Genomic DNA, 25,471 nt, shown 5'->3' on the forward strand with positions numbered 1-25,471 from the left:
GCGCGCGTCACGCAGGAGGTGGGGAGCCGGTCAGGACTCGTCGCGCACGGTTTCGAGGGCCCGCCGCAGGTCATCGGGGTAGTCGGTGGTGAACGTCAGCCACTCGCCCGAGCTCGGGTGCTCGAAGCCGAGCGACACCGCGTGCAGCCACTGCCGGGTGATGCCCAGCCGGGCGGCGAGCGTCGGATCGGCGCCGTACATCAGGTCGCCCACGCACGGGTGGCGCAGCGCGGACATGTGCACCCGGATCTGGTGCGTACGGCCGGTCTCCAGCTTGATGTCCAGCAACGAGGCCGCCCGGAACGCCTCGATGGTGTCGTAATGGGTGACCGACGGCTTGCCCCCGGCGACCACGGCGAACCGGCCGTCGCCCGACGGGTGCCGGTCGATGGGCGCGTCGACCGTACCCCTGAACGGGTCGGGATGTCCCTGGACGAGCGCGTGGTAGCGCTTGTCGACCGTGCGCTCCTTGAAGGCGCGCTTGAGGTGGGAGTAGGCGTGCTCGCTCTTGGCCACGACCATGGCGCCGGTCGTGTTGGCGTCGAGCCGGTGCACGATGCCCTGCCGTTCGGCCGCGCCGCTGGTGGCGATCGTGTGGCCGGCGCCGAGCAGGCCGCCGATCACGGTCGGGCCGGTCCAGCCGACGGTCGGGTGGGCGGCCACCCCGATCGGCTTGTTGACCACGACGATGTCGTCGTCCTCGTACACGATGGACATGCCGGGCACCGGCTCGGCGACCGGCATGGGCGTGCTGACCGGCGGGGGCAGGGTCACGTCGAGCCAGGCGCCCGCGTGCACCCGGTCGGACTTGGCGGGCGCGTGCCCGTCCACGAGCACCTCGCCCGCGACGATCAGCTCGGCGGCGCGGGTGCGGGAGAAGCCGAACAGGCGCGAGATCGCGGCGTCGAGCCGCTCGCCCTCCAGCCCGTCGGGCACCGGGAGGCTACGCTGGTCAGCCACGCTTGCCGCCCTCCCTGGTGCCGTCGATCTGGTAGCCCCGCCAGGCCAGGATCACCGCGAGGATCCCGCCGCAGACGATCGCCGAGTCGGCCACGTTGAACACCGGGAAGTAGTCGATCACCGGGAAGTGTCCGGGCAGCACCTCGATCCAGTCGACCACGTGCCCCTGGAACTGCACGGACCTGCCGATCCCGGACGGGTAGCGGAGCAGCCGGTCGGTCAGGTTGCCCAGTGCCCCGCCGAGCAGCAGCCCCAGCGTGATCGCCCACGGCAGGCTGCGCATCTTGCGGGCCGTGCGGAGGATCGCCACGACCACGCCCGCCGCGATGAACGTGAAGATGATCGTCATTCCGGTGCCGATGCTGAAGGCGGCACCGGAATTGAAGATCACCCGGAACTGCAGTACGTCCTGGATGACCACCAGGGGCGCCTTGCCTTCGAGTGTCCGCAGGACGAGCGTCTTGGTGATCAGATCGGTCGCGTAGATCACGACCGCCAGCACGACGAGGACCGCGAAGAGGCGGCCGCGCCGCCCCCCTACCGGCGCTCCTCCTTCTGCTTGCAGGCCACGCACAGCGTCGCCCTCGGGAACGCCTGCAGACGTTCCTTGCCGATCGGCTTGTGGCACGATTCGCACACTCCATAGGTCCCTGCGTCGATCCGGGCGATCGCACGTTCGTTCTGCGCGACGAGGTCGCGCGCATTCAGGGTAAGGGCGATCTCGCGTTCGCGCTCATACGTCTTGGCACCCGCGTCGGCCTGGTCGTCACCGGCTCCCTGCGTGACGTCACCCGAGGCGATCTCGGACTCATGGCGAAGAATGTCGGCGTTGAGCTCGTCGATCTCGCTCTGCAGCCGGCCGCGGACGTCGGCGAGCTCCTCCTCAGACCACATCGACGGTGTAGCGGTCTGCGTGACTGGCGCCATGGCTACCTCCCCATGCTGGAACAAGGCCGTAAATGGTGCGGGCAGCTTAGGTCCCCCATAACAGAACAGCAAACGACCCGCCGGACGATTTACCTCTCCCGTAATATCCCGCCTCGCACGTTCAACTCCTCCCCAGAGGCGCCCATTCCACAACTTTGTCGGGGTTTACGAGTTCACTACCTGCTGCCCGCCAACCCGGAAGCTTTGCGGCCCACTCTGCGTTATGGTGTGAAGCTGCAAGGCGTTGATGGGGCCCGTCTGTGACGGACATCACCCCGGAGCCGCCGGAAGAACGGCTCTCACGAGCTCACTAGACCCGGCCGCAGACCAAACGAAGAGGGCCTCTCCGAGGTCAAGAAGGGTGGTACCGCGGGGCCGCACGGCTTCGTCCCTTCACGCTCCCTGTCAATCAGTGATCGCGTGGAGGCCCGCCCGAGATGTCTTCCCCTTCTTTCCGCCCTCTTCCCGCGCAGGTCGACCTGCCCGCGCTCGAGCGCGAGGTCCTCGATCGCTGGCGGGATGGGAAGATCTTCGAGCGCTCCGTCGAGCAGAACGACGGCAACCCCTCCTGGACCTTCTACGAGGGCCCGCCCACCGCCAACGGCCTGCCCGGCGTCCACCACGTCGAGGCCCGGGTGTTCAAGGACCTGTTCCCCCGCTACAAGTCGATGCGGGGCTTCAGCGTGCCGCGCAAGGCGGGCTGGGACTGCCACGGCCTGCCGGTCGAGGTCGGCATCGAGCGGGAGCTCGGCCTGACCGGCAAGAAGGACATCGAGGCGTACGGCATCGCGGAGTTCAACGCCAAGTGCCGCGAGTCGGTGCTGCGCCACGTCGACGCCTTCGAGCAGATGACCGAGCGGATGGGTTATTGGATCGACCTGTCCACCGCCTACCGGACCATGGACCCGTCCTATATCGAGTCGGTCTGGTGGTCGCTCAAGGTCGTCTTCGACAAGGGCCTGCTGTTCCGTGACTTCCGCATCACCCCCTACTGCCCGCGCTGCGGCACCGGCCTGTCCGACCACGAGCTGGGCCAGCCCGGCGGCTACGAGACCGTCTCCAGCCCGTCGGTCTACGTGCGCATGCCCGTCACCTCCGGCCCGCTGAGCGAGCTCGGCGCCGCCCTGCTGGTGTGGACGACGACGCCGTGGACGCTGGTCTCCAACACCGCCGTGGCCGTGCACCCCGAGGTCACCTACGTCGCCGCCCGTACGGCGGACGGCGAGGTGCTGGTCGTCGCCGAGCCGCTGCTGTCGGTGCTCGGCGAGGGCGCGACCGAGGTCGCCCGCTTCACCGGCCGCGAGCTGGAGCACACCTCCTACACGAGGCCGTTCGAGCTGGTCGACATCCCCGGCGCCCACTACGTGGTGCTCGGCGACTACGTGACGGTCGAGGACGGCACCGGGCTGGTCCACCAGGCTCCGGCGTTCGGCGCCGACGACCTGGCGGTGACCAAGCGCTACGACATGCCGGTCGTCAACCCGATCGGCCCCGACGGCCGCTTCCTCGACGACGTGCCGATGGTCGGCGGCCAGTTCTTCAAGGACGCCGACGAGGGCCTCACCGCGGACCTGCGGGCCCGCGGCCTGCTGTTCCGCGGCGACCACTTCGAGCACAGCTACCCCCACTGCTGGCGCTGCCACACGGCACTGCTCTACTACGCGCTCCCCTCCTGGTACATCCGGACCACCTCGGTCAAGGACCAGATGCTGGCCGAGAACGCCAAGACCAACTGGTACCCCGACACCATCAAGTGGGGCCGGTTCGGCGAGTGGCTGCGCAACAACGTCGACTGGTCGCTGTCGCGCTCGCGCTACTGGGGGACGCCGCTGCCGCTGTGGGTGTGCTCCGCCGACGAGTCCCACGTGACGTGCGTCGGGTCGATGGAGGAGCTGGGCACGCTGGCCGGCCGCGACGTGTCCGCGCTCGACCCGCACCGCCCGTATGTCGACGACGTCACCTTCCCTTGCCCGACCTGCTCGGCCGAGGCCCGCCGCGTGCCCGACGTCATCGACGCCTGGTACGACTCCGGGTCCATGCCGTTCGCCCAGTGGGGCGCGCGGGGCAAGCCGGAGGGCCTCTACCCGGCGCAGTTCATCTGCGAGGCCACCGACCAGACGCGTGGCTGGTTCTACTCGCTGATGGCCGTGGGCACGCTGGTGTTCGGCCAGTCGTCCTACGAGAACGTGCTCTGCCTCGGGCTCATCCTGGCCGAGGACGGCCGCAAGATGAGCAAGCACCTGGGCAACATCCTGGAGCCCATGCCGCTGATGGACCAGCACGGCGCCGACGCGCTGCGCTGGTTCATGGCCTGCTCCGGCTCACCGTGGGCGGCCCGCCGCGTGGGGCACAACGCCCTCGAGGAGATCGTCCGCAAGGTCCTGCTGACGTACTGGAACACGGCGTCGTTCTTCACCCTCTACGCCAACGCCGAGTCGTGGACACCCGAGCGGCTGGCGCAGGCGACCCCGGCGGCCGAGCGGCCGCTGCTCGACCGCTGGGCGCTGGCCGAACTGCACCGGACGGTGGCCGAGGTCACGGACGCGCTGGACGAGTACGACACCCAGCGGGCCGGGCGCCGGCTGGCCGAGTTCCTGGACGACCTGTCCAACTGGTACGTGCGCCGCTCGCGCCGCCGCTTCTGGCAGGGGTCGGCGGACGCGTTCGCGACGCTGTACGAGTGCCTGGAGACGGTCACGCGGCTGATGGCGCCCATCGCGCCGTTCGTCACCGACTACCTGTGGGACGTGCTGCGCGGCGAGGGCGCGCCCTCCTCCGTACACCTGACCTCGTGGCCCGCCGTACGCGACGACCTGCTCGACCCCACGCTGTCGGAGCGGATGGCGCTGGTACGGCGGCTGGTCGAGCTGGGCCGCTCGGCCCGCGCCTCGTCCGGCGTCAAGACCCGGCAGCCGCTCGGCCGGGCCCTGGTCGGGGCGCACGGCTGGCCCTCGCTCCCGTCCGAACTGCGTGATCTGATCGCCGACGAGCTGAACGTCCAGGCTCTCGAGGACATGTCCGGCTTCAGCGCCGATCTCGTGTCCTACACCGTCAAGCCCAACTTCCGGGCCCTCGGCAAGCGGTTCGGCTCGCAGACCAAGCTGGTGGCGGCGGCCGTCGGCGCGGCGGAGGCCGCCTCCCTGGCGCCCACCCTCCGCTCCGGCGCCTCTGCCACGGTGGACGTACCGGAGCTCGGCGCGGTGTCGCTCGGCCCCGACGACGTGATCGTCACCGAGCAGCCGCGCTCGGGCTGGGCCGTCGAGACCGGCGCCGTCGACACGGGCACCGGCGAGACGGTGGCGCTCGACCTGGAGCTGACGGACGAGCTGCGCCGGGCCGGTCTGCTGCGCGAGGTCATCCGCCTGGTCCAGGAGGCCCGCAAGTCGACGGGCCTGACCATCACGGACCGGATCTCCCTGTGGTGGTCGTCCACCGACCCGGACCTGGCCCAGGCGCTGCGGTCGGGGTGGCAGGCGGTGGCGGAGGAAGTACTCGCCACGACCGTCACGGAGGGGACCGAGGACGGGCTGCCGTCACACTCGGAGACGGACCTGGGGCTGACCTTCCAGCTGCGCCGCGCCTGACGAGCCGCTAAGGGGTGGGACGTGTCATTTGGCCGCGTCCCACCCCCTTTACGCCCTTCGGATCGATCGGCTGTCGGCTCCCCCGAGGCCGAAGCTCGGATCGAGCCCGGTCAGGTCGGCGCTGGCGGTCCACACGCGCGCCGCGAGATCGGGGTCGGCCAGGTGGCCGCGCAGGGGTTCGAGGGTGGGCTCACCGCGGATCCCGAACACCCGGGGCCCCCACAGCTGGCCGCCCCGCACGGACGGGTCGAGGACGGCCCGGACGGCGGGCCAGGCGGCGGCCTCCTTGCTCTGGAGGAGGAGGCCGGCGGGCAGTCCGCGCAGCCGTTCGCCGGTGGTCCTCAGGTGGACCGGCGGGCGTGATGGGGTGAGGGAGTCGAGTGCGCCGCCGGGGTGGGTGAGCACACTCAGCGTCGTGCTGCCGGCGGCGCGCAGGCGACGGTCGAGTTCGAGTCCGAAGAGCATCTGCGCGAGTTTCGATCGCGCGTACGTCCGCTTCGGCCGGTAATCACGCGTGCTCTGGAGATCGTCGAGATCCAGGCTCTCGGACTTGGCCGTAAAGCTGCCGGTGGTGACCACCCGGCTCGCGGACGCGGCCGTCAGCAGCGGTGCCAGCCACCAGGTCAGCGCGAAGTGCCCCAGGTGATTGGTGGCGAACATCAGCTCGTTGCCGTCCTCGGTCTCGCGCCGTGGCGGCTGGTCGAGCAGCACTCCGGCGTTGCAGACGACCGCGTCCAGACTCTCCAGTCCCAGCGCGTCCACGGAGGCTTCGAGCGAGGAGAGATCGGCGAGGTCCAGGCGGATGTGACGGACGCGCGCGCCGGGGACCCGGGCGCGGATCGAAACCTGAGCCGCTTCCGCCTTGGCGGGGTCCCGGCTGCCGAGGATGACGGTGGCACCTGTGCCGGCGAGCTGTTCCGCGACGAAGTATCCGATGCCCGCGTTGCCGCCGGTGACCAGGAAGTTCTTACCCTCGGCGGGCGGCAGGCGGCGCACGTCCCAGGGGGCTGGGTGGTGGAGGGAGGACATGTCCGGCTCCTTGAGATTGTGAGGTCGTCATGTCGGCACCACGAGCACGACCAGACGCATACTGACTAAGAAACTATAATCACTATAGTTTCAGATGCATTCTAGTTTCACGATAGGCTGGGGGCATGGCGACGACGATGGGGCGCCGCGAGCGCAAGAAGGCACAGACCCGCAGGGCGTTGTCGAACGCGGCGTTGCGGCTGTTCTCCGAGCACGGCTACGACGGCGTCACCGTCGCGCAGATCGCCGACGAGGCGGACGTGTCCATCGCCACCCTGTTCGCGCACGTGCCGGACGGCAAGGAAGCGCTGATCTTCGACGACGGCGCCGAACGACACGTGTGGCTGGTCGCCGCGATCCGCGACCGCCCCTCCGGCCAGTCGGTGCTGGAAGCCCTGCGCCGCTGCTTGGCGAGCCGGGGACCCTTCACCGAAGACCTGCCGCCCGACCTTCGGCGCAAACGCGACCTGATCGTGGGCACGCCCGCCCTGCGGGAATACTCCCGCAAGCTCTGGATAGCGGGCGAGGGCGCCCTGGCCGCGGCGATCGCCGCGGAGAGCGGCCGCGACCCCGCCGATATGACCGTCCGCGCTCTCGCCCGCTACGTCCTGGAGATCCCGGAGCTCGCGGGCACGGAAGCAGACCCCTTGGCCGCGATGAACGCCATCTTCGACCTCCTCGAATCCGGCTGGCCCACATCACCCATGGACGCCCGACGGGACCCCACCTGACCACGCCCCACCCGCAGAGCCCCACCCGCGTGTCACCCCGCTGAACCCCACCTGGACCACGCCTTACCGGCCCGCTCGCTCTGGCGCTCGACCCGACCCGCCCCACCGGGCCCGCTCGCTCTGCCGCTTGGCCCGGGCCGTGCGGTCCTCAAGGGAGGCCGGAGCGATTTCCGCAGGCGAAGAGCCCCGGTGGCCAGCCCGTCTCGCCGATGATCTGTATGGCCGCCGGGGCCAGCCTCGACCGGACCTCAGCGGCCCAGCGCACGGGCGACCTCTACGTGGGCCGCTGAGCCAACGTCGAGGCTTACGCCCGGGCTCACCTAGCCGACGGACTCGCGGTCGTTCTGGCAGACCGAGCAGCTGGTCAGGCCCGCCGACTCCGCCTGCGAGATCGTCATGGTCTCCACACCCGTGTCGCCCGCGCCCCGGATGAGGGGGCAGGCGGTGCTGTGGTAGCGGCGGGTGCCGATGATGACCTTCACCGTGGCCGACCGCCCGCTCTTCCCCGCGCCTTCACTGCCGGGCTTGCCATCCTTGGCGGTCGCCTCATTGGCGGGGTCGACGTCTCCCCGGCCAGAGGACTCCTTGGCGGAAGCGCCACTGTCCGGCTTAGCGGACGAGGCACTGTCCGGCCTAGCGGACGAGGGACTCTCCGGCTTGGTGGACGAGCCACTATCCGGCTTAGCGGACGAGGCGCTACCCGACCTGGCGGACGAGGCACTGTCCGGCTTGGCGGAGGCGGTGCTGTCCGGCTTGGGCGGCGTGGGCCCGGATGCGGGCTCGGGCGCTTTGGCTGCTGCCTTGGCGCTCTCGGCTGCTTTGGAGCTCTCCGCGGGCCTGCTCTCCGCGGGCGTCGTACCGGCAGCGGGTCTCCCGCTGGCCGGGCGCGGCCCGCTCGTGGACCCTGCGCCCTCTGCCTTGGACGTCGGCCCGGAACCGGCTCCTGGCTGCACCGGCATGATCACGGTCCCGCCCACCGGCTCCGACCGCTCTCCCTTGGCCCCGGACGCCTCACCTCCGGATCCAGGCCGCCCCGGCTTGCCGGACGCGGTCGGCCCCGCAGGCAGGGGGCCCTTGGGCTTGGCTGCGGACTCGGCCGACGAGGCGGGACGCTCGGGCGCCACGGCCGGGCGCTCAGGCTGCTCCGACGACGGGCTCCAGCCGCCCTTGCCGGGTGCGGGACGCTGCGGCGCGGGATCTCCCGCCTGTACGGCACGCTGAGGCGCCGTCGCGGGCCCAGAGTCGTCGAGGTCCGGGGCGGCCTCTGCCGCGACAGACGAGGGGCGCTCTCCGGCCCGGCCTGCTCCCGGCTTTCCGGGCGTCTGCGGCCTTCCGGGCGTCTCCGGCTTGTCGGTCACCCCAGGCTGGCGGCTCCCGGGCTTGCCTGTCTCAGTACGGTCGCTTCCGAGCTGGCCGGACGACGTACGGCCGCTTCCGGACGGGCCGGAGGACGACTGACCCGACCCAGGCTTGCCAGACGCTGACTGACCGCTTCCAGGCCGACCAGACGACGACTGACCGCTCCCGGGCCTGCCGGGCGACGACTTACCGCTCCCAGGCTGACCAGACGGCGGCTGCCCGGACGACGGCATCGTGGTGATGTACGGGGCCAGCCTCGGGCCGGCGGAAGGGTCGGATGACGGGGGTTCCGTGCGGTCCTTGGCGGGTCCTGAAGCGGCCGGCTTGGTCGTCGCGCTGGACGACGGGGCGGGCTCCGCCGAGGGGCGGGCGAACCAGCCGGTCGGCTCGGCCGGAGCATCGGCCGGGTCCGGGGCGGGGGTGGAGGCCTTCGAGTCGGGCTTCGGCTTGGCGGGGCCGCCGGACACCGGGGGGCGCAGGTCGCGCGTGGCGCCGGGCGCCTCGGCCCGGAGGTCCGCGGGGACCTTGGGAGTCTGCGGAGGCTCGGGGCCACGCTTGGGAGCCGATGAAGGGCCTGAACCAGGCTTGGGAGCCGATGAAGGCGCGGAACCAGGCTTGACGCCGCCGACCGGCGCGGGGCCCATGGCGGACACGGAGCCGGTAACGGGGCCGGAAGCGGACGCGGCGCCGGGCAAGGGGGTGACGGCGGGTTCAGTGCCGCCGGGCTTGGAGGTGGCAGCGGGCTCGGGGCCGGCGGCAGGCGGCAGCTGCCGTCCGCCGAGCGCTGCATCCGGCAGGCACGCCGTACAGGGCGTGAAGCCCTCCTCGCGCGCCTCCTCGTACGTGAGCTCCTCTTGATCCCGTCCGATCAGCTGGCGGCAACCCGGGACGTGATAGCGCTTGCGTCCGGGGATCACCAGGACGAGCGCGTCCGGGGAGATCCCGCGCACCGCGGGACGGCGTTGCGTCGGCGCGGTGGCCGTCTGCTGGAGCGTCTGTGGACGCGGCGACGGCGGCGCTCCCATCGGGGCCCCCAGGGGACCCGGCTGGGTCTGGCCATGCGGCAGGCCGGCCGGGGCGTGCCCCACCGGCGGGGTGGCCGGCGCAGCGGCCCGCCCACCACCGGGAAACAGCTCGTGACGCCGCAGCAGCGCCCCGATCACCAGGAACAGCGCGGACAGCACGCTGACCACGATGGACCACATGATCAGGAACGGCTTTGCCAGAACGAAGCCCGCGATCAGCAAGACAACCGCCGCGAGCACCAAACCAGCACTGATTAGGATCACAAAGGGCTCTTTCGAGTGACGGGTCCTTGATGACCCGCTACTTTACCGGCGGTCGTTGTGCTGACCGTCACCGCCGGGGAAAGCGCCCTGCGGGGAGTCACCGCCGAACGGGTTGGGACCACCGGGAAGAGGCTGCTGACCACCCTGAGGCACCGCGTGCGACATGGCCGGAGCCGCCGCCGAGGGACCGCCGCCGGTCATGACCGGGAAGCCACCGCTGCCTTCCGCGGAGACGTTCAGCTCGGCGAGCTGGTTCTCCAGGTAGAGCTTGAGGCGGCTGCGGTATTCGCGTTCGAAGCTGCGCAGCTCCTCGACCTTGCGCTCCAGCTCGTCACGGGTCTGGACGAGGGAACCCATGGCCTGGCGGTGACGCTCCTGCGCGTCGCGCTCGAGCGTCTCGGCGCGGGCACGGGCGTCGCCGATGACCTGCTCGGCCTGGCGGCGAGCCTTGGTGAGGATCTCGTCGGCCTCGCGGCGGGCGCGGGTGACCGTCTCGTCCGCCTCGCGGCGGGCGTCGGAGATCGCCTGGTCGGCGGTCTGCTGGGCCAGCGCGAGCACGCGGGCCGCGGTGTCCATGTTGTCCTCGGCCGGAGGCATGTTCATGACGGGGACCGGCTGAGGCTGCTGCTGCGGCTCGGGAACCTTCATCGGCTCCGGCTGCGGCGGCATCATCATCTCGGGCTTCGGCTGCTCCTGCACCGGAGCGGAGGCCATGGGCATGCTCATGCCCCCGGGCACCTTACCGCGCAGGCACTCGGCCAGCTTGGCGCGGAGCTCCTCGTTCTCTTGGATCAGGCGGTCGAGCTCAGCCTCGACTTCGTCGAGGAAGGCGTCGACCTCTTCCTCGTCGTAGCCCGGCCGTAGCCGAGTGGTACTGAACTGCTTGTTCCGCACATCAGCGGGCGTCAGCGGCATCTTTTGGTCTCCTTGGCGCGCTTGGAGTCTGTCCGGAGGGACGGTTAACCCGAATCACTTCAGCGCGGACACGAGTTGGATCACGACCGGTGCCTCTCGGCCCCCGTCACCGCGTGCCCAGCAATCCGGCGATCTGGATCAAGAGCAGGACGACGATGAAGAGGACTGTGAAGCTTAGGTCAAAGGCCACCGTACCCAACCGGAGCGGGGGAATGAAACGGCGGAGGAACTTGAGAGGTGGGTCGGTTGCGGTGTAGGTGGCCTCGGCAAGGACGAGCACGACGCCCGAAGGACGCCACTGACGGGCGAACGCCTGGACCGTCTCAAAGATCATCCTGCCGATGAGCAGCACCAAGTACAGAGACAGGACTACGACCAAGATCTGGCTTACGATCCCCACGGTCTGGCCGCGCCTCCACTTCTGATGTGCCCGCCGAGCCCCGGTGAGGCCTGGTTGGGTGCGATAGACATACAGAGACTCTAACTCTGGTTGAAGAACCCGCGTTCCGCGATTCGAGCCTTGTCCTCGGCGGTCACCTCGACATTGGCTGGGGACAACAGGAACACCTTGTTGGTAACACGTTCAATGCTGCCATGTAGGCCAAAGACCAGACCTGCCGCGAAATCGACCAGGCGTTTTGCGTCGCTGTCAACCATCTCGGTCAGGTTCATGATGACCGGGGTGCCGTCGCGGAAGTGCTCGCCGATCGTCCGGGCCTCGTTGTAGGTCCGGGGGTGGAGGGTGGTGATGCGCGCCAGATCGGTCGTACGGCGCTCCAGGACGGTCGTGGATGGCCTCGGCGCGGGGACCCCGGAGTCTGCCTCGTCGTCGCGTTCCTGGACCGCTACGGCTCGCTCCTCGCCGGTCCGCGGGGGCTCGTCCTCGTAGGCGTACTCGTCGGGGTAGGTCTCATACCTCTCGTAGCGGTCGTCCTCCACGAGACCGAGGTAGACCGCCATCTTGCGCATCGCGCCGGCCATCGCTACGTCGTCCTCCTGCTCATGGTCGCACTCGCTCGGGCCTGTCGCCGGGTCCGAGGCGGTAGCCGTACCCCCTTGGAGCTCACCGCTGATCGACCTCTACTGGTGGTAGCGGGCCTGTAAGACCCACTTGACGGGACATTACCTGACGAAGGGCTTGCGACGACCGAGCAACGCCGTACCGACCCGAACGTGTGTCGCGCCGTGCGCGACGGCCGCGCCGAGGTCATCGCTCATGCCCGCCGACAGCATCGTGGCACGCGGGTGGCGCTCCCGTACGGCGGCGGCCAACTCTCGCAGCCGGGCGAACGCCTTGCCCGGGTCCTCCCCCAGCGGCGCCACGGCCATCACCCCGCCCAGCCACAGGTGCGCGGCCGCGGCGATCAGGTCGGCGATCTCCGGTACGTCGGCGGGCCTGGCGCCGCCCCTGGCCGGGTCGTCGTCGAGCGCCACCTGCACGAGGCAGCCGACCTGGCGCCCCTGCTTCCCGGCCTCCCGGCTGATCACCTCGACCAGCCTGGGCCGGTCGACGGAGTGGATCACGTCGGCGTAGGAGACCACTGAACGGACCTTGTTGGTCTGCAACTGGCCGACGAAGTGCCAGGTCAGGGGGAGCTCCCGGCATTCGCCCGCCTTCCGGGCGGCCTCCTGGTCGCGGTTCTCGCCGACCTCACGGACGCCGAGCTCGCACAGGATGCGTACGTCGGAGGCGGGGTAGGTCTTGGTCACGGCGATCAGGGTCACCTCGCTCCGATCGCGCCCGGCCACCCGGCACGCCTCGGAGATCCGCCCCTCCACCTCAGCCAGCGCCGCCGCGATCTCCTCTCGCCGCGCCGGGTCACCCTCGTCCCGCCGCGTCCGGTCGGTCTCGTCCGTACTCACGCTCACGTCCACCTCTTCGCTCCGCTCGGGTATCTCTATGCCGCAGGGCGCGCCTCCCATGTGGTGCGGCACTGTTTTTCTGGTACGGCAAGCCCGGTGGGCCCCACCCGCCGCACGGGGCCGGGGGCCTCCAGGAAGACGGCCGCTGACCCCGCACGGGGCCGGCCGCCGTGACGAGGCACGTGAGTCCGGTCACCCCGGCTCCGACCTCCCCGGCCACCTGAGTCCGACCATTCCACCTCTACGCGAGTCCGGCCACCGCGGCCCACGCGAGGACGGCACCCTGCTGCGCGCCAAGGCGATCTCGGCCACCTGATTCCGACCAGCCCGGCGCCACGCGACTCCGATCACCCGGAAACGCGACCCCGGCCGGCCCCGCTGCGTGAGTCCGATCACCCGGAAACGCGACCCCGGCCGGCCCGCTACGTGAGTCCGATCACCCCCGCTACCTGGCTCCGACCGCCCGGCCAGGTGAGTCAGATCACCCGGCTGGACGAACCGGCCCCGAACGCGGCTGCGCCGCTCCATTCCCCCGGTGAAGGACCGTCGAGGCCCAGTGAGGAAGGAGCGGCGGAGAGTCGGGCTACTTGAGGAAGTCGGGGACGTCCAGTTCCTCCTCCTGCTCCTCGAAAACCACCGGACGGCGTTTGGCGGGCTCCGACATGCGGGAGGTGATGGGCGTGGGCGGATTGGCGGGCTCGGGCGTGGGCCGCGGGATCGAGACGGGGCCGGAGGGCTCGTCGGCGATCGGCTCGTGGGCCGCCGGCTCGGGCGTGCTCTCCACCGGACGCACCGGCTCGGGCCGATGGTCGGAGCGGAAGTCGGACCGCTGGTCCGGGCGCGGCGGTTCGGGACGGAGATCGGCCCGCGGCTCGGACTGGGACTCAGGGCGAGGCTCGGGCCTGAAGTCGGAGCGCGGCTCGGGGCGAGGCTCCGGCCTGAAGTCGGAGCGCGGCTCGGGACGCAGTTCGGGCCGGGGCTCGGGACGCGGGTCGAAACGCTGCGGCGCGGGCTCGGCCTTCACGCTGGGCGCCGAGACGCTGGGGCGTACCGGCGACGACACGGGCGGAGCCGTGGACGCGGCGGCGGGACGGCTCTGCGGGCGCGGGAGCGGCTTCTCGGCCGGCGGCGGCACGTCGTCGAACCCGGCGGCGATCACGGTGACGCGGACCTCGTCGCCGAGGGCGTCGTCGATGACCGTACCGAAGATGATGTTGGCGTCGAGCGCGGCCGCCATCGACACGAGCTGGGCGGCCTCGTTGATCTCGAACAGGCCGAGGTCGGAGCCGCCGGCGATCGACAGCAGCACGCCGTGGGCGCCGTCGATGCTGGCCTCCAGCAGCGGGCTGGATACCGCCATCTCGGCCGCGGCGACCGAGCGGTCGTCACCGCGCGCGTGGCCGATGCCCATCAGCGCCGAACCGGCGCCGGACATGACCGACTTGACGTCGGCGAAGTCCAGGTTGATCAGGCCAGGCGTGGTGATCAGATCGGTGATGCCCTGCACACCGGACAGCAGCACCTGGTCGGCCGCCTTGAACGCGTCGAGCACGCTCACCTGCCGGTCGGAGATCGACAGCAGCCGGTCATTGGGGATCACGATCAGCGTGTCGACCTCGTCGCGCAGGGTCTCGATGCCGGCCTCGGCCTGCGAGGCCCTGCGGCGGCCCTCGAAGCTGAACGGCCGGGTCACGACACCGATCGTGAGCGCGCCGAGCGATCGGGCGATGTTCGCCACGACGGGCGCGCCGCCGGTGCCGGTGCCGCCTCCCTCGCCCGCGGTCACGAAGACCATGTCGGCCCCCTTGAGGACCTCCTCGATCTCCTCACGGTGGTCTTCGGCCGCCTTGCGCCCCACATCGGGGTTGGCGCCGGCGCCCAGCCCGCGGGTGAGCTCGCGGCCCACGTCGAGTTTGACGTCGGCGTCACTCATCAGCAGCGCCTGGGCGTCGGTGTTTATCGCGATGAACTCGACGCCCTTGAGTCCCTCCTCGATCATCCGGTTGACGGCGTTCACTCCGCCGCCGCCAATGCCGACGACCTTGATGACCGCGAGGTAGTTCTGCGGTGCTGCCACGACGAGGGGCCTTTCCGCTCGTTGACTTGCCATTTCGGTGCGGATCGTCTCCGCGTTCTCTGCTTCGTTAACTCTCAACCTCAAGTTGAGATTCAGATTTATGTCAACCTGAGGATTGATACGGACAGTAGGAGTTACGCTCCGGGCGGGTCAACTAACCGCGCCGCAAGCACGTCCGGCGTGTCGCGGGCTGTCCGTTTCGCTCCGTCGTCCCGCCAGGTCGGAACCCTCCTCTGCCACGCGCCGTGTTACAGGCTCTCACGCCGGGACCCCCATCCCGGACAGACTCGGCCATCGCCAGACGTCATGATCGGCGCGCGCTGACAGGTGCGCCGCCCTTTATGCGACGCATATCCCATACGACGCGCCAACCCCACCCCCGGATCACGCCGGACGACAGCTCCGTCGGCGGCAGGGTGGAGCTCGGGCACTTGACCGTCGACACGCCCCGGCGCCGGACCATCGACACGCCCGACGGTGGACCGTCAACACGCCCGGGCGCCGGACCGTCGCCACGGGGGTGGGTCCGGCGCTTGAGCGTCACCACGTCGGTGGGGTCCGGCTCACTTGAGCGTCACCACGTCGGGAGAGCTCACGTCGTAGACGTCGGCCTTGCGGCGCAGGAGGATCGCCAGGATACGGGCCTTGTCCGCGCCCCGGTCGGCCCCGCCCCAGACGACGCTGCGGCCGTCGGAGAGCTCCAGCGACACGCCCTCGGGCGATGAGGCCCGGACCCCCCGTACCTTGGCCGCGAGGTCGTCGGGCAGTGACTGGATCACCCGCAGCGCGGCCATGGTCGCGGGGTCGCCGGCGGCCGGGCGGTCCACCTTGAGCGTCGGCAGGCCGGGCGGGACCATGTCCTGGATCTCGATGACCACGCCCCCCTTGTCGATCAGCGCCGCCTTGCCCCCGGCCGTGATCGCCGCGATCGGCTCGCGCTCGACCACCTCGATCTTCAGCGTGCCCGGCCAGACCCGGTCGACCTTGGCCGAGGCGAGCTGCCTGATCTGCATCACCCGGGCCTCCACGCCGGCCAGATCGACGGTGGCCAGCGGGTGCAGCTCGGGCACTCCGGCCTGTCGCTCGATGCGCTCAGCAGGCACTGTGACATTTCCCACGATGTCGATCGAACGTACGCCGAGCACGGGCGAGAAGAAGATCAACCAGACGGCGCAACCCACCACTCCGGCGGTCAGCAGCACCAGAAAAGCGTTGCGCGCCTTCATCGCCCTCCCAGGGTCGCCCACCTTGCGCAACCGGCACGCCGTGCGCCACCGAACCTACGGCGCGCAGGAGTCACCGCCCACGCCGCACACGCTGTGCGCCACCGAACCTACGCCGCGCCCGGCCACCACCCACGGCGCCACGCCAGAGCCCCACCGCCAGACCCCCGCCACCCGGCCGCCGGGCATAGCGGACCCCCGAGTCATCCCGCGGAGAGCTGCTCAAGGATCTGCGGTCCGAGCTCCGTCACGTCGCCCGCGCCCATCGTCAGCACGATGTCGCCCCCACGGGCCCGAGCCGCCACCAGGGCCGGCACCGAGGCCCGGTCCGGGGCGTAGACCACCTGCTCGGCCGGCAGCCGCACCCGGCCCGCCACCATGGCCCCCGAGACGCCGGGCTCCGGGTCCTCGCGGGCGCCGTAGACGTCGAGCACGATCGCCTCGTCGGCCAGCCCGAGCGCCGTCCCGAACTCCTCGGCGAAGAACCTGGTGCGCGAGTAGAGGTGCGGCTGGAAGATCGCGATGACCCGCCCGTCGCCCGAGTAGGAGGCCACCACGTCCCGCGCGGCCCTCAGGTCGGCGGCCAGCTCGGTCGGATGGTGGGCGTAGCTGTCGAACACCGCGACCCCGCCCGCCTCTCCCTTAGCCTCGAAGCGCCGCTTGGCCCCGGTGAAGGTCGCCAGCCCGTCTCTGATCTCCTCGAACGGCAGCCCCAGCGCCACGGCCACGGCCACCACGGCGGTGGCGTTGAGCGCGTTGTGCGCCCCGGGGACGGCCAGGCGGACCTCGCCCATGCCCTGGATCGTGAACGTGGTGCCGAATCCGTCGGGCCTGACGTCGCTCACGCGGTAGTCGCCCGTCTCGCCGTACGTGATGACCTTGAGGCCGCGCGCCCGCGCCACCTCGGCCAGCTCCGCCGCGCCAGGGTCGTCGGCGCAGGCGATCAGCAGCGACCCGATGCGGTCGGCGAAGCGGGCGAAGCTGTCGTGCACGGCCCGCGGATCGCCGTAGTTGTCGAGATGGTCGGCCTCGACGTTCGTCACCACGGCGATGTCGGGGGCCAGCATGAGGAAGGACCCGTCGCTCTCGTCGGCCTCGGCGACGAACACCTCCCCCGACCCCTCGTCGGCCCCCAGCCCGGTGGTGACGAGCTGGCCGCCCACGCAGTAGGACGGGTCGGCCCCGCACTTCTGCAGCGCGACGGTCATCATCGAGGCGGTGGTGGTCTTGCCGTGGGTGCCCGCGACGGCGACGCCGTTGCGCCCGGCCATCACGGAGGCGAGCGCGGCGGCCCGCGGGATGACCCGCAGCCCCTGCTTGAGCGCCTCGCCCAGCTCGGGGTTGGAGTCGCGGATCGCGGTGGAGACCACCACGGTGTCGACGTCCCTGATGTGGGAGGCGGCGTGGCCGATGTGCACGATCGCGCCGAGCTCGCGCAGCTCGTTGACCTGATCGGTGCTGCGGGCGTCGCTGCCGGACACCCGCACCCCGCGCTTGAGCAGGATGCGCGCGATCCCGGACATCCCCGCGCCGCCGATGCCGATGAAGTGCACGCGCCCCAGCTCTTCTGCGGCGACGGGATCGACCAGCTTGACGAGACTCATCGGGCTATCTCCAACACTTTCCTGGCCAGAATGATATCGGCGTCCTTCCGTCCCAGTCTGGAGGCGGCCTCCGACAGGGCCACGACCCGCTCGGGACTGTGGAGCACGGGAAGGACGTTGTGGACGATCCAATCAGATGACAGGTCGGCGTCGCCGACCACGAACCCGCCACCGCCCGCCGCGATGCGCTCGGCGTTGATCCGCTGCTCGCCGTTGCCGTGCGGCAGCGGCACGTAGGCGGCGGGCAGCCCGACCGCGGTGAGCTCGGCGCAGGTCAGCGCGCCGCTGCGGCACAGCGCGAAGTCGGCGGCGGCGTACGCGAGATCCATGCGGTCGACGTAGGGCAGCAGGACGTATTGGGGGTCGCCGGGCGGCGGCTCGCGCTCGACGGTGTTCTTGGGGCCGAGCACGTGCAGCACCTGCACGCCCGCCGAGCGCAGGACCGGCGCGGCGGCCAGCGCGGCCTCGTTGAGCGACCTGGCCCCCTGGGAGCCGCCGAACACCAGCAGCGTGGGCCGGTCGGTCTGCAGCCCGAACCAGGAGCGGGCCTTGTCGCCCATCGACAGCCGGTCGAGCGAGACGATCTCGCGGCGCAGCGGGGTGCCGATGTATTCGGCCTTGCCCAGCACGTGGTCGGGGAAGCCGGTGAAGACGTGGTCGGTGAGCCGGGCGCCCAGCCGGTTGGCCAGGCCGGGCCGCGGGTTGGCCTCGTGCACCACGATCGGCAGGCCGCGCCGCTTGGCCGCCAGGTAGGCCGGGGTCGCCACGTAGCCGCCGAAGCCCACCAGCACGTCGGCCTGGACGCGGTCGAGTATCGCCGCCACCGCGTTGACCGCCCCGGCCAGCCGTCCGGGCACGGTCAGCAGCCGGGGCGTGATCGCCCTCGGCAGCGGCACGGCCGGCACCAGCTCGAGCTCGTATCCCCTGGCCGGGACCAGGCGGGTTTCGAGGCCGCGTTCGGTGCCCACGCAGGTTATGCCGATGCGCTGGTCATAATGGCGCAGCGCGTCCGCAAGGGCGAGAGCCGGCTCGATGTGCCCGGCCGTCCCGCCACCGGCGAGGACCACCCTCATCTAGGTCACTCCCTAACGTCTCACTCGGCCTTTGGTCGTTCCCCCCAGGCCAAGCCAGCTTAGGGCCCGTACGGCCGGTCCGGGGCCACGAGCGGCCAGAGCCTCGCGCGCGCCCGGCTCACGTTTCGCGAAGGACAGCAGCATCCCCAGGGCGGCGAGGGTCGGCAGGAGCGCCGACCCCCCGTAGGAGAGCAGCGGCAGCGGGATGCCGGTGATGGGCACCACGCCGAGCACCGCGCCCATGTTGACGACGGCCTGGCCGACGATCCAGGCCACGACGGCGGCGGCGGCCAGCCGTACGAAGGAGTCCTTGACCCGGGCGGCGACCCGCAGGCCCGCGTAGCCGAGCAGCCCGAAGAGCACCACCACGGTCAGGGTCCCCATCAGCCCGAGCTCCTCGCCCAGGATGGCGAAGATGAAGTCGCTCTCGCCGTGGGGCAGCCAGCTCCACTTCGCCCGGCTGCTGCCCAGGCCGAGCCCGAACCAGCTGCCGGAGGCCATGGCCATCTGCCCCTGTACGGCCTGGTATCCGTCGCCCTGGGCGTCGGCCCACGGATTGAGGAACGCGCCGATGCGCGCCATGCGGTACGGCTCCACCTTGATCATGATCAGCGTGGCCAGCACGGCGAGCGACAGGATGCCGCCGAACAGCTTCACCGGCGCGCCCACCACCCACAGCAACGACAGGAAGACCATGAACAGCACCAGCGTGGTGCCCAGGTCCCGGCCGAACATGACCATGACGGCCAGGAGCGCGGTGCCCGGCATGAGCGGGATGAGCAGCTGCCGCCACTCGATGCGGCCCTGCCGCGCCCTGCGGGCCATCAGGTCGGCCCCCCACAGCGCGAGGGCCAGCTTGGCGGGCTCCGAGGGCTGGATGCTGTAGGAGCCGACGTCGATCCACCGCTGCGCGCCCAGCTGGGACGAGCCGATGAACAGCACCATGACCAGGCCGATGAACGACAGCGCCATCAGCGGGTAGCCCGCCCAGCGGAAGAACTTGTGCGGCAGCCGGGAGCAGACCCACATGAGCGTCACGCCCAGACCGGCCGACAGCGACTGCTTGATGAACCAGGTGAACGGGTCGCCGGTCTTCTGCATCGCCTCGATGCTGGAGGCCGACAGCACCATCATCAGCCCGAGCGCGAGCAGCAGCCCGCTGCAGCCGATGATGAGGTAGTAGTTGGCCAGCGGCTTGTCCAGCAGCTCCTTGAGCACGGCGAGCTGGTCGCGGATCCAGCCGGTCGGCCCTTCGACCGCGCTCTGCCGTGGCCGCTCCGGGGCCTGCGGAGAGGTGGTCGTGCTCACGTGGCCGCCTCCAGGCCGCGTACGGCTCGCGCGAAGGCCTCCCCTCGGGCCGGGTAGTTGGCGAACATGTCCAGCGACGCGCCGGCCGGCGACAGCAACACGGTGTCTCCGGGGGAGGCGAGCCTGGCGGCTTCGGTGACGACACGATCCATCGCACCAGTGTCTTGGGCGGAGATGTCCACGACGGGGACATTCGGCGCGTGTCGCGCCAGAGCTTCGGCGATCCGGGCGCGGTCCACGCCGAGCAGCACCGCGCCGCGCAGCCTGGGCGCCGCCCGGCGTACCAGGTCGTCGACGTCGGCGCCCTTGAGCTGGCCGCCCGCGATCCACACGATCGACGGGTACGACGACAGCGCCGCGGCGGCGGCGTGCGGGTTGGTGGCCTTGGAGTCGTCGACGTAGTCGACCTCGCCGACCCGCTCGACGTGCGCCATGCGATGCGGGTCGGGCACGAAGTCGCGCAGGCCCTGGCGTACGGCGTCGGGGGCGACGCCGAGCGTGCGGGCCAGCGCGGCGGCGGCGAGCGCGTTGGCCACGTTGTGCGGCGCGAGGGGGCGCACGTCGGCCAGGGTCGCGAGTTCCTCGGCGGCCTCGGCGGGGTTCGCCACGAACGCCCGGTCCACCAGCAGGTCCTCCACCACGCCGAGCTGGCCGGGCCGGGGCACGCGCAGCGTGAAGCCGACCTTGTCCGGGTAGGGGGCGGCGAGCCGCGACGCCTCGGGGTCGTCGGCGTTGTAGACCACGGTGCCCGCGCGCTCGAAGATGCGGCCCTTGGCCGCGGCGTAGGCCTCCATCGAGCCGTGCCAGTCGAGGTGGTCGGGCGCCACGTTGAGTATCGCGGCGGCGTGCGGGGCGAGCGTGCTCGACCAGTGCAGCTGGAAGCTCGACAGCTCGACGGCCAGGGCGTCGTACGGCTCCCCCACGGCCTCGACCACGGGCAGGCCCACGTTGCCCACCGCCAGCGCCTTGCGCCCGGCGGCCAGCAGGATGGAGGTGAGCATGCGGACCACGGTCGTCTTGCCGTTGGTGCCGGTCAGCGCGAGCCACGGGGCCGCCTGGACGGGACGCAGCCGCCAGGCCAGCTCCACCTCCCCGACCACCTCGACGCCCGCCTCCAGGGCCGCGGCGATCAGCGGGTGGTGCGGCGCCCAGCCGGTGGTGACGAGCCGGGTGACGCCCGCCGGCAGTTCCATCGGGCCGAAGCGCACCTCGACGCCGAGCCCGGCGAGCTCGGCCGCCACGGCGCGCCGGCGTTCGTCCTCGGCGGCCTCGACCACGACGACGGGCTCACCCCGCGCGGCGAGCACCCGCGCCACGGCCGTGCCGGAGACGCCGAGCCCGGCCACGCAGGTGAGGGCCATTACTTGGGCATCCATTCGACGTAGAACAGCCCTAGCCCGAGGGCCGCGCAGAGACCGGCGATGAGCCAGAAGCGGACCACGATCGTGGTCTCGGCCCAGCCCTTGAGCTCGAAGTGGTGCTGCAGCGGCGCCATCCTGAACACCCGTTTACCGGTCATCTTGAAGAAGCCGACCTGGATGATCACCGACATCGTGATGATCACGCACAGCCCGGCCAGGATGATGAGCAGCAGCTGGGTGCGGGTGGCGATGGCCAGACCGGCCAGCACGCCGCCCAGGGCCAGCGAGCCGGTGTCGCCCATGAAGATCTTCGCGGGCGGGGCGTTCCACCACAGGAACCCGATCAGCGCCCCGAGCACGGCCGCGGCCACCACGGCCAGGTCGAGCGGGTCTCGCACCCAATAGCAGTTGGGGCCGAGCTGGTCGATGCAGTTGTTGCGCAGCTGCCAGTTGCCGATCAGCACGTACGCGCCGAGCACCACCCCGGTCGCGCCACTGGCCAGGCCGTCGAGACCGTCGGTGAGGTTCACCGCGTTGGAGAACCCGACGATCATGATGAGGACCCAGATGGTGAAGCCCACGATGCCGAGCGAGGGCCCGAAGTCGCGCAGGAACGACAGCCTGGGCTCAGCGGGAGTGATGCCGTAGACATTGGCCTGCTGGGTCACCAGTACCGCGAAGATCGCCCCGATGACGAGCTGGCCGAGCGCCTTGGCGCCGCTGCGCAGGCCGAGGCTGCGCTGCTTGTAGATCTTGATGAAGTCGTCGAGGAAGCCGACCGCGCCGAGCCCGGTCATCAGGAACAGCACCAGCATCCCCGAGACGGTCGGCGCCGACAGCGTGGCCAGGCGGGAGGCGCCGTAGGCGAGCAGCGAGGCCAGCACGATCACGGTGCCGCCCATGGTGGGCGTGCCCCGCTTGCCGTGGTGCCCGGACGGGCCCTCCTCGCGGATCTCCTGGCCGTAACCGCGCCGGGAGAACAACCTGATGGCCAGGGGCGTCCCGAGCATCGAGAGGATCAGCCCCACCGCACCGGCGATGATGATGTCGGTCACTGCGTGGCCCCCCCGAGCAACAGCTCGGCCGTCCGCTCCAGCCCCATCGCCCTGGGCCCCTTGACCAGCACCGCGTCACCCGGCCGCAGCCACCCGGCCAGCTCGGCCGCCGCGGCGGCGGCGTCGGGCACATGCAGGATGAGCGTCTGCTGCGGCTGCGCCGGCCCTGCCGCCATCGGCGGGCCGCCGATCACCGGGGGAAGCGACGGGCCGCCCGCACCCGGCGGGAACGGCGCGACCGCGGCCTGGGGGAACGGTGGAGCGCCCGCGGCGGGCGAGAACGGCGGTCCTCCCGCGAGCGGCGGGCCCGCGGCGGCGGCCGCCTGAGCGGCCGCGTAGGCGCCCTGAAGCACCGGCTGGGCGTCGGGACCGGCGACGATGAGGCCCGCCAGCCCGGAACCGCCCGCCAGGCGCCCCAGCTCCTCGTTGAGGGCGGCGCTGTCCTCCCCCAGCTCGCGCAGGGCGGCGATCACGGCGAAGCGGCGGCGGCCCTTGCCGAGCACGCCGAACGCCTCGAACGCGGCCCGCATCGAGTCGGGGTTGGCGTTGTAGGCGTCGTTGACGACCGTGACCCCGTCGGGGCGGTCGGTGACCTCCATCCGCCACCGGCTGCGCGGCGTGGCCTCCGACAGCTCCGCGGCGATGGTGGCGACGGGCAGGCCGAGCTCGTAACCGGCCGCGGCGGCGGCCAGGGCGTTCTCCACGGCGTGCGCGCCGTACAGCTTGAGCCGGACCTGCCCGGAGCCCGACGGGGTGCGCAGCGTGAACGAGGCGCGCCCGCGCTCGTCGACGACGACGTCCTCGGCGCGGATCGCGGCGGCCTCGGAGCGGCCGAACAGCGTGACCCTGGCGTCGGTGCGCGAGGCCATCTCGAGGACCAGCGGGTCGTCGGCGTTGAGCACGGCCACGCCGGTGCGCGGCAGCGCCTCGACGAGCTCGCCCTTGGCCTTGGCGATGGCCTCCTTGCCGCCGAACACGCCGATGTGGGCGGTGCCGACGTTGAGCACCACGCCGATCCGCGGCGGCGCGATGCGGGCCAGGGCCTGGATGTGGCCGATGTTGCGGGCGCTGAGCTCCAGCACCAGGTAGCGGGTGTCGGCGTCGGCCCGCAGCACGGTCAGCGGGTGGCCGAGCTCGTTGTTGAACGAGCCGACGGGCGCGATGGTCGGCCCGATGCGCGCGGTCAGCCTGGCCAGGAGGTCCTTGGTGGAGGTCTTGCCGGCCGAGCCGGTCACGCCGATCACGGTGGCCTGGGGCAGCGCGGCGGCGTGGGCCGTGGCCAGGTCGGCCAGCGCGGCGGCGGCGTCGGGGACGATCACCGTGGGGGCCTCGACCGGCCTGGTGGCCAGCACGGCGACGGCGCCGGCCCGGATGGCCTGGGCGGCGTAGTCGTGGCCGTCGACCCGCGCGCCCTTCAGGGCGACGAACAGGGATCCCGGTTCTACGCCCCGTGAGTCGATCACGACGGGACCGCGCACCACGGCGCGAGGGTCGGCCATGCCCGACAGGGCGCCCGAGGTTATCTCGGCGATCCTGGCCAGAGGCAACGGGATCATGCGTGCTTCCTGCTTTCCTTGCGTGCGTCGATCGCTCCGGCGACCACTTCGCGATCGTCGAAGGGGATCACCTCACCTGAAACGTACTGGCCCTGCTCGTGACCCTTGCCTGCCACGACTATCACGTCGCCACGCCCGGCCCGGCCGATCGCCAGGTCGATCGCGGACGCGCGGTCGGGCTCAATGATCACATGAGCGCGGTCGTGCTGCGGAACGCGGAGCGCTCCTTCCATCATCGCGGCCAGAATGTCCAGAGGGTCCTCGGAACGAGGATTGTCGCTCGTGAATATGGCCACATCGGCCAGCCTCGCCGCGGACTCGCCCATGACCGGGCGCTTGCCCGCGTCGCGCTCGCCGCCGCAGCCGAGCACGACGACCAGCCGGCCCGCGGTGACCTCGCGCAGCGAGCGCAGCACCGACTCGACCGCGGCGGGTTTGTGCGAGTAGTCGACGATCGCCTGGAACTCGTCGCCCGCCTCCGTGATGCGCTGCATACGGCCGGGGACGCCGACGAGCGTGCCGACGCCGTGGACGGCGGTCTGCAGCGGCACCCCGGCCTCGACGAGCGTGACGATCGCGCCGAGCGCGTTGGCGACGTTGAACGGGCCGGGCAGCGAGATCTGCGCGTCGGCCTCGACGCCGCCGGGACCGGTCACGCGGAACGTGCTGCCGTCGGCGCCCAGCCGCACGTCGAGCGCCCGCCAGTCGGCCTCGGGCGCGCCCAGGGCGGAGAACGTGGTCATCGGCACCTTCGCCACCGACAGCAGCTCGCGGCCGTAGGGGTCGTCGAGGTTCGTCACGCCCAGGCGGGCCAGCTCGGGCTGGAAGAGCCTGGCCTTGGCGGCGAAGTAGTCGTCGAAGTCCTTGTGGAAGTCGAGGTGGTCCTGCGACAGGTTGGTGAACAGGGCGACGTCGTAGTGGAGGCCGTCGACCCGGCCGAGCGCCAGGGCGTGGCTGGAGACCTCCATAGCCGCCGCGGTGACCCCCGCCTCGCGCATGAGCGCGAACAGGCCGTGCAGCTCGGTGGCCTCGGGGGTGGTCAGCCTGGGCTCGAAGCGCAGGTCGCCGGCGCGGATCTCGACGCCGCCCACCAGCCCGGTGGTGTGGCCCGCGGCCCGCAGGCCGGCTTCGAGCAGGAACGAGGTGGTGGACTTGCCGCTGGTGCCGGTGACGCCGAGCAGCTGGATGTCGTCGGCCGGCCGGCCGTAGACCCAGGAGGCGACCTGCCCGAGCACGGCTCGTACGTCGGGCACGACGAGGACGGGCAGGCCCGTCTCGGCGGCGGCGGCGCGGCCGCCGGGATCGGTGAGGACGGCCACGGCGCCGCGCGCCATGGCCTCGGCGGCGAAATCGGCGCCGTGGGACCGGTTGCCCGGCAAGGCCACGTAAAGATCTCCGCGCCGTACATGGCGGGAGTCGATCGTGACACCGGTGAGCGGGGCGTACGGCGACCGCGACGTGCCGGAATCGGCGTCGAGCATGGTCGCCAGCCCGGTCAGCGGGCGGGGCGGACTGGTCGTTGGACGCATAGACGACGGGGGACGCACGGCCGCAGCG

The 25,471-nt window shown here is 71.3% G+C and carries 20 protein-coding genes; 2 read left to right on the plus strand and 18 right to left on the minus strand.

The genetic code is table 11. From position 1 onward, the window contains the following. Window positions 1-30: 30 nt before the first annotated feature. The 3 genes from LDL49_RS15735 to LDL49_RS15745 are packed head-to-tail and all read right to left on the minus strand — an operon-like array spanning window position 31 to window position 1,887. Window positions 31-960 carry an RluA family pseudouridine synthase gene (locus LDL49_RS15735; protein WP_225291771.1) on the minus strand — a complete coding sequence of 310 codons (930 nt, stop codon included), beginning with the start codon at window positions 958-960 and terminating at the stop codon, window positions 31-33. Continuing rightward, window positions 953-1,534, minus strand: a complete 582-nt coding sequence (lspA, locus tag LDL49_RS15740) for a signal peptidase II (RefSeq protein ID WP_225291772.1) — start codon at window positions 1,532-1,534, stop codon at window positions 953-955. The genes LDL49_RS15735 and lspA overlap by 8 nt, the downstream gene beginning before the upstream one ends. Continuing rightward, window positions 1,498-1,887 (minus strand): TraR/DksA family transcriptional regulator, encoded by a 390-nt coding sequence (locus tag LDL49_RS15745; RefSeq protein ID WP_225291773.1) that lies wholly within the window; start codon window positions 1,885-1,887, stop codon window positions 1,498-1,500. The genes lspA and LDL49_RS15745 overlap by 37 nt, the downstream gene beginning before the upstream one ends. Before the next feature lie 437 nt (window positions 1,888-2,324). Here LDL49_RS15745 and ileS point away from each other — a divergent pair, with 437 nt between their 5' ends. Then, entirely contained in the window at window positions 2,325-5,471 is a 3,147-nt protein-coding gene (gene ileS / locus LDL49_RS15750; protein ID WP_225291774.1) for an isoleucine--tRNA ligase, read from the plus strand. Window positions 5,472-5,519: 48 nt separating this feature from the next. Here ileS and LDL49_RS15755 read toward each other — a convergent pair whose 3' ends face one another. Then, window positions 5,520-6,500 carry an SDR family NAD(P)-dependent oxidoreductase gene (locus LDL49_RS15755; protein ID WP_225291775.1) on the minus strand — a complete coding sequence of 327 codons (981 nt, stop codon included), beginning with the start codon at window positions 6,498-6,500 and terminating at the stop codon, window positions 5,520-5,522. Window positions 6,501-6,625: 125 nt separating this feature from the next. On the opposite strand from LDL49_RS15755, the gene LDL49_RS15760 reads away from it, so the two are divergent. Next, window positions 6,626-7,231, plus strand: a complete 606-nt coding sequence (locus LDL49_RS15760; RefSeq protein ID WP_225291776.1) for a TetR/AcrR family transcriptional regulator — start codon at window positions 6,626-6,628, stop codon at window positions 7,229-7,231. Between the two features lie 320 nt (window positions 7,232-7,551). Here LDL49_RS15760 and LDL49_RS15765 read toward each other — a convergent pair whose 3' ends face one another. The 14 genes from LDL49_RS15765 to LDL49_RS15830 all read right to left on the minus strand — a co-directional run bounded on the left by LDL49_RS15765 (window position 7,552) and on the right by LDL49_RS15830 (window position 25,443). Beyond that, a complete protein-coding gene (locus tag LDL49_RS15765) occupies window positions 7,552-9,879 on the minus strand; it encodes a hypothetical protein (RefSeq protein ID WP_225291777.1) in 2,328 nt (775 codons plus the stop codon). Between the two features lie 42 nt (window positions 9,880-9,921). After that, window positions 9,922-10,794, minus strand: a complete 873-nt coding sequence (locus LDL49_RS15770; RefSeq protein WP_225291778.1) for a DivIVA domain-containing protein — start codon at window positions 10,792-10,794, stop codon at window positions 9,922-9,924. A 106-nt stretch (window positions 10,795-10,900) separates the two neighbouring features. Further along, on the minus strand, window positions 10,901-11,194 hold the full coding sequence (locus LDL49_RS15775; RefSeq protein WP_225291779.1) for a YggT family protein: 294 nt from the start codon (window positions 11,192-11,194) through the stop codon (window positions 10,901-10,903). A gap of 80 nt (window positions 11,195-11,274) precedes the next feature. Further along, on the minus strand, window positions 11,275-11,775 hold the full coding sequence (locus tag LDL49_RS15780) for a cell division protein SepF (RefSeq protein WP_225291780.1): 501 nt from the start codon (window positions 11,773-11,775) through the stop codon (window positions 11,275-11,277). A 141-nt stretch (window positions 11,776-11,916) separates the two neighbouring features. Beyond that, window positions 11,917-12,663, minus strand: a complete 747-nt coding sequence (locus tag LDL49_RS15785; RefSeq protein ID WP_372470369.1) for a YggS family pyridoxal phosphate-dependent enzyme — start codon at window positions 12,661-12,663, stop codon at window positions 11,917-11,919. A gap of 577 nt (window positions 12,664-13,240) precedes the next feature. Next, the gene (ftsZ, locus tag LDL49_RS15790; protein WP_225291781.1) at window positions 13,241-14,734 is read right to left on the minus strand and encodes a cell division protein FtsZ; all 1,494 of its coding nucleotides are present in this window, start codon (window positions 14,732-14,734) and stop codon (window positions 13,241-13,243) included. 563 nt (window positions 14,735-15,297) lie between these two features. After that, window positions 15,298-15,960, minus strand: coding sequence for a cell division protein FtsQ/DivIB (locus LDL49_RS15795; protein WP_225291782.1), 663 nt, complete (start codon window positions 15,958-15,960; stop codon window positions 15,298-15,300). Window positions 15,961-16,160: 200 nt separating this feature from the next. After that, window positions 16,161-17,561 (minus strand): UDP-N-acetylmuramate--L-alanine ligase, encoded by a 1,401-nt coding sequence (murC, locus tag LDL49_RS15800; RefSeq protein WP_225291783.1) that lies wholly within the window; start codon window positions 17,559-17,561, stop codon window positions 16,161-16,163. Then, window positions 17,558-18,634, minus strand: coding sequence for an undecaprenyldiphospho-muramoylpentapeptide beta-N-acetylglucosaminyltransferase (murG, locus tag LDL49_RS15805; RefSeq protein WP_225291784.1), 1,077 nt, complete (start codon window positions 18,632-18,634; stop codon window positions 17,558-17,560). The genes murC and murG overlap by 4 nt, the downstream gene beginning before the upstream one ends. Before the next feature lie 12 nt (window positions 18,635-18,646). Further along, window positions 18,647-19,942, minus strand: coding sequence for a putative lipid II flippase FtsW (ftsW, locus tag LDL49_RS15810; RefSeq protein ID WP_308016126.1), 1,296 nt, complete (start codon window positions 19,940-19,942; stop codon window positions 18,647-18,649). Next, on the minus strand, window positions 19,939-21,318 hold the full coding sequence (murD, locus tag LDL49_RS15815) for a UDP-N-acetylmuramoyl-L-alanine--D-glutamate ligase (protein ID WP_225291785.1): 1,380 nt from the start codon (window positions 21,316-21,318) through the stop codon (window positions 19,939-19,941). Before murD ends, ftsW begins: the two co-directional genes overlap by 4 nt. Beyond that, on the minus strand, window positions 21,303-22,358 hold the full coding sequence (mraY, locus tag LDL49_RS15820; protein WP_225291786.1) for a phospho-N-acetylmuramoyl-pentapeptide-transferase: 1,056 nt from the start codon (window positions 22,356-22,358) through the stop codon (window positions 21,303-21,305). Before mraY ends, murD begins: the two co-directional genes overlap by 16 nt. Further along, window positions 22,355-23,914 carry a UDP-N-acetylmuramoyl-tripeptide--D-alanyl-D-alanine ligase gene (locus LDL49_RS15825; protein ID WP_225291787.1) on the minus strand — a complete coding sequence of 520 codons (1,560 nt, stop codon included), beginning with the start codon at window positions 23,912-23,914 and terminating at the stop codon, window positions 22,355-22,357. The genes mraY and LDL49_RS15825 overlap by 4 nt, the downstream gene beginning before the upstream one ends. Then, window positions 23,911-25,443 carry a UDP-N-acetylmuramoyl-L-alanyl-D-glutamate--2,6-diaminopimelate ligase gene (locus LDL49_RS15830; RefSeq protein ID WP_225291788.1) on the minus strand — a complete coding sequence of 511 codons (1,533 nt, stop codon included), beginning with the start codon at window positions 25,441-25,443 and terminating at the stop codon, window positions 23,911-23,913. Before LDL49_RS15830 ends, LDL49_RS15825 begins: the two co-directional genes overlap by 4 nt. Window positions 25,444-25,471: the final 28 nt, after the last annotated feature.

The sequence above is a fragment of the Nonomuraea aurantiaca genome, from assembly GCF_020215705.1.
Taxonomy (GTDB): Bacteria; Actinomycetota; Actinomycetes; order Streptosporangiales; family Streptosporangiaceae; genus Nonomuraea; species Nonomuraea aurantiaca.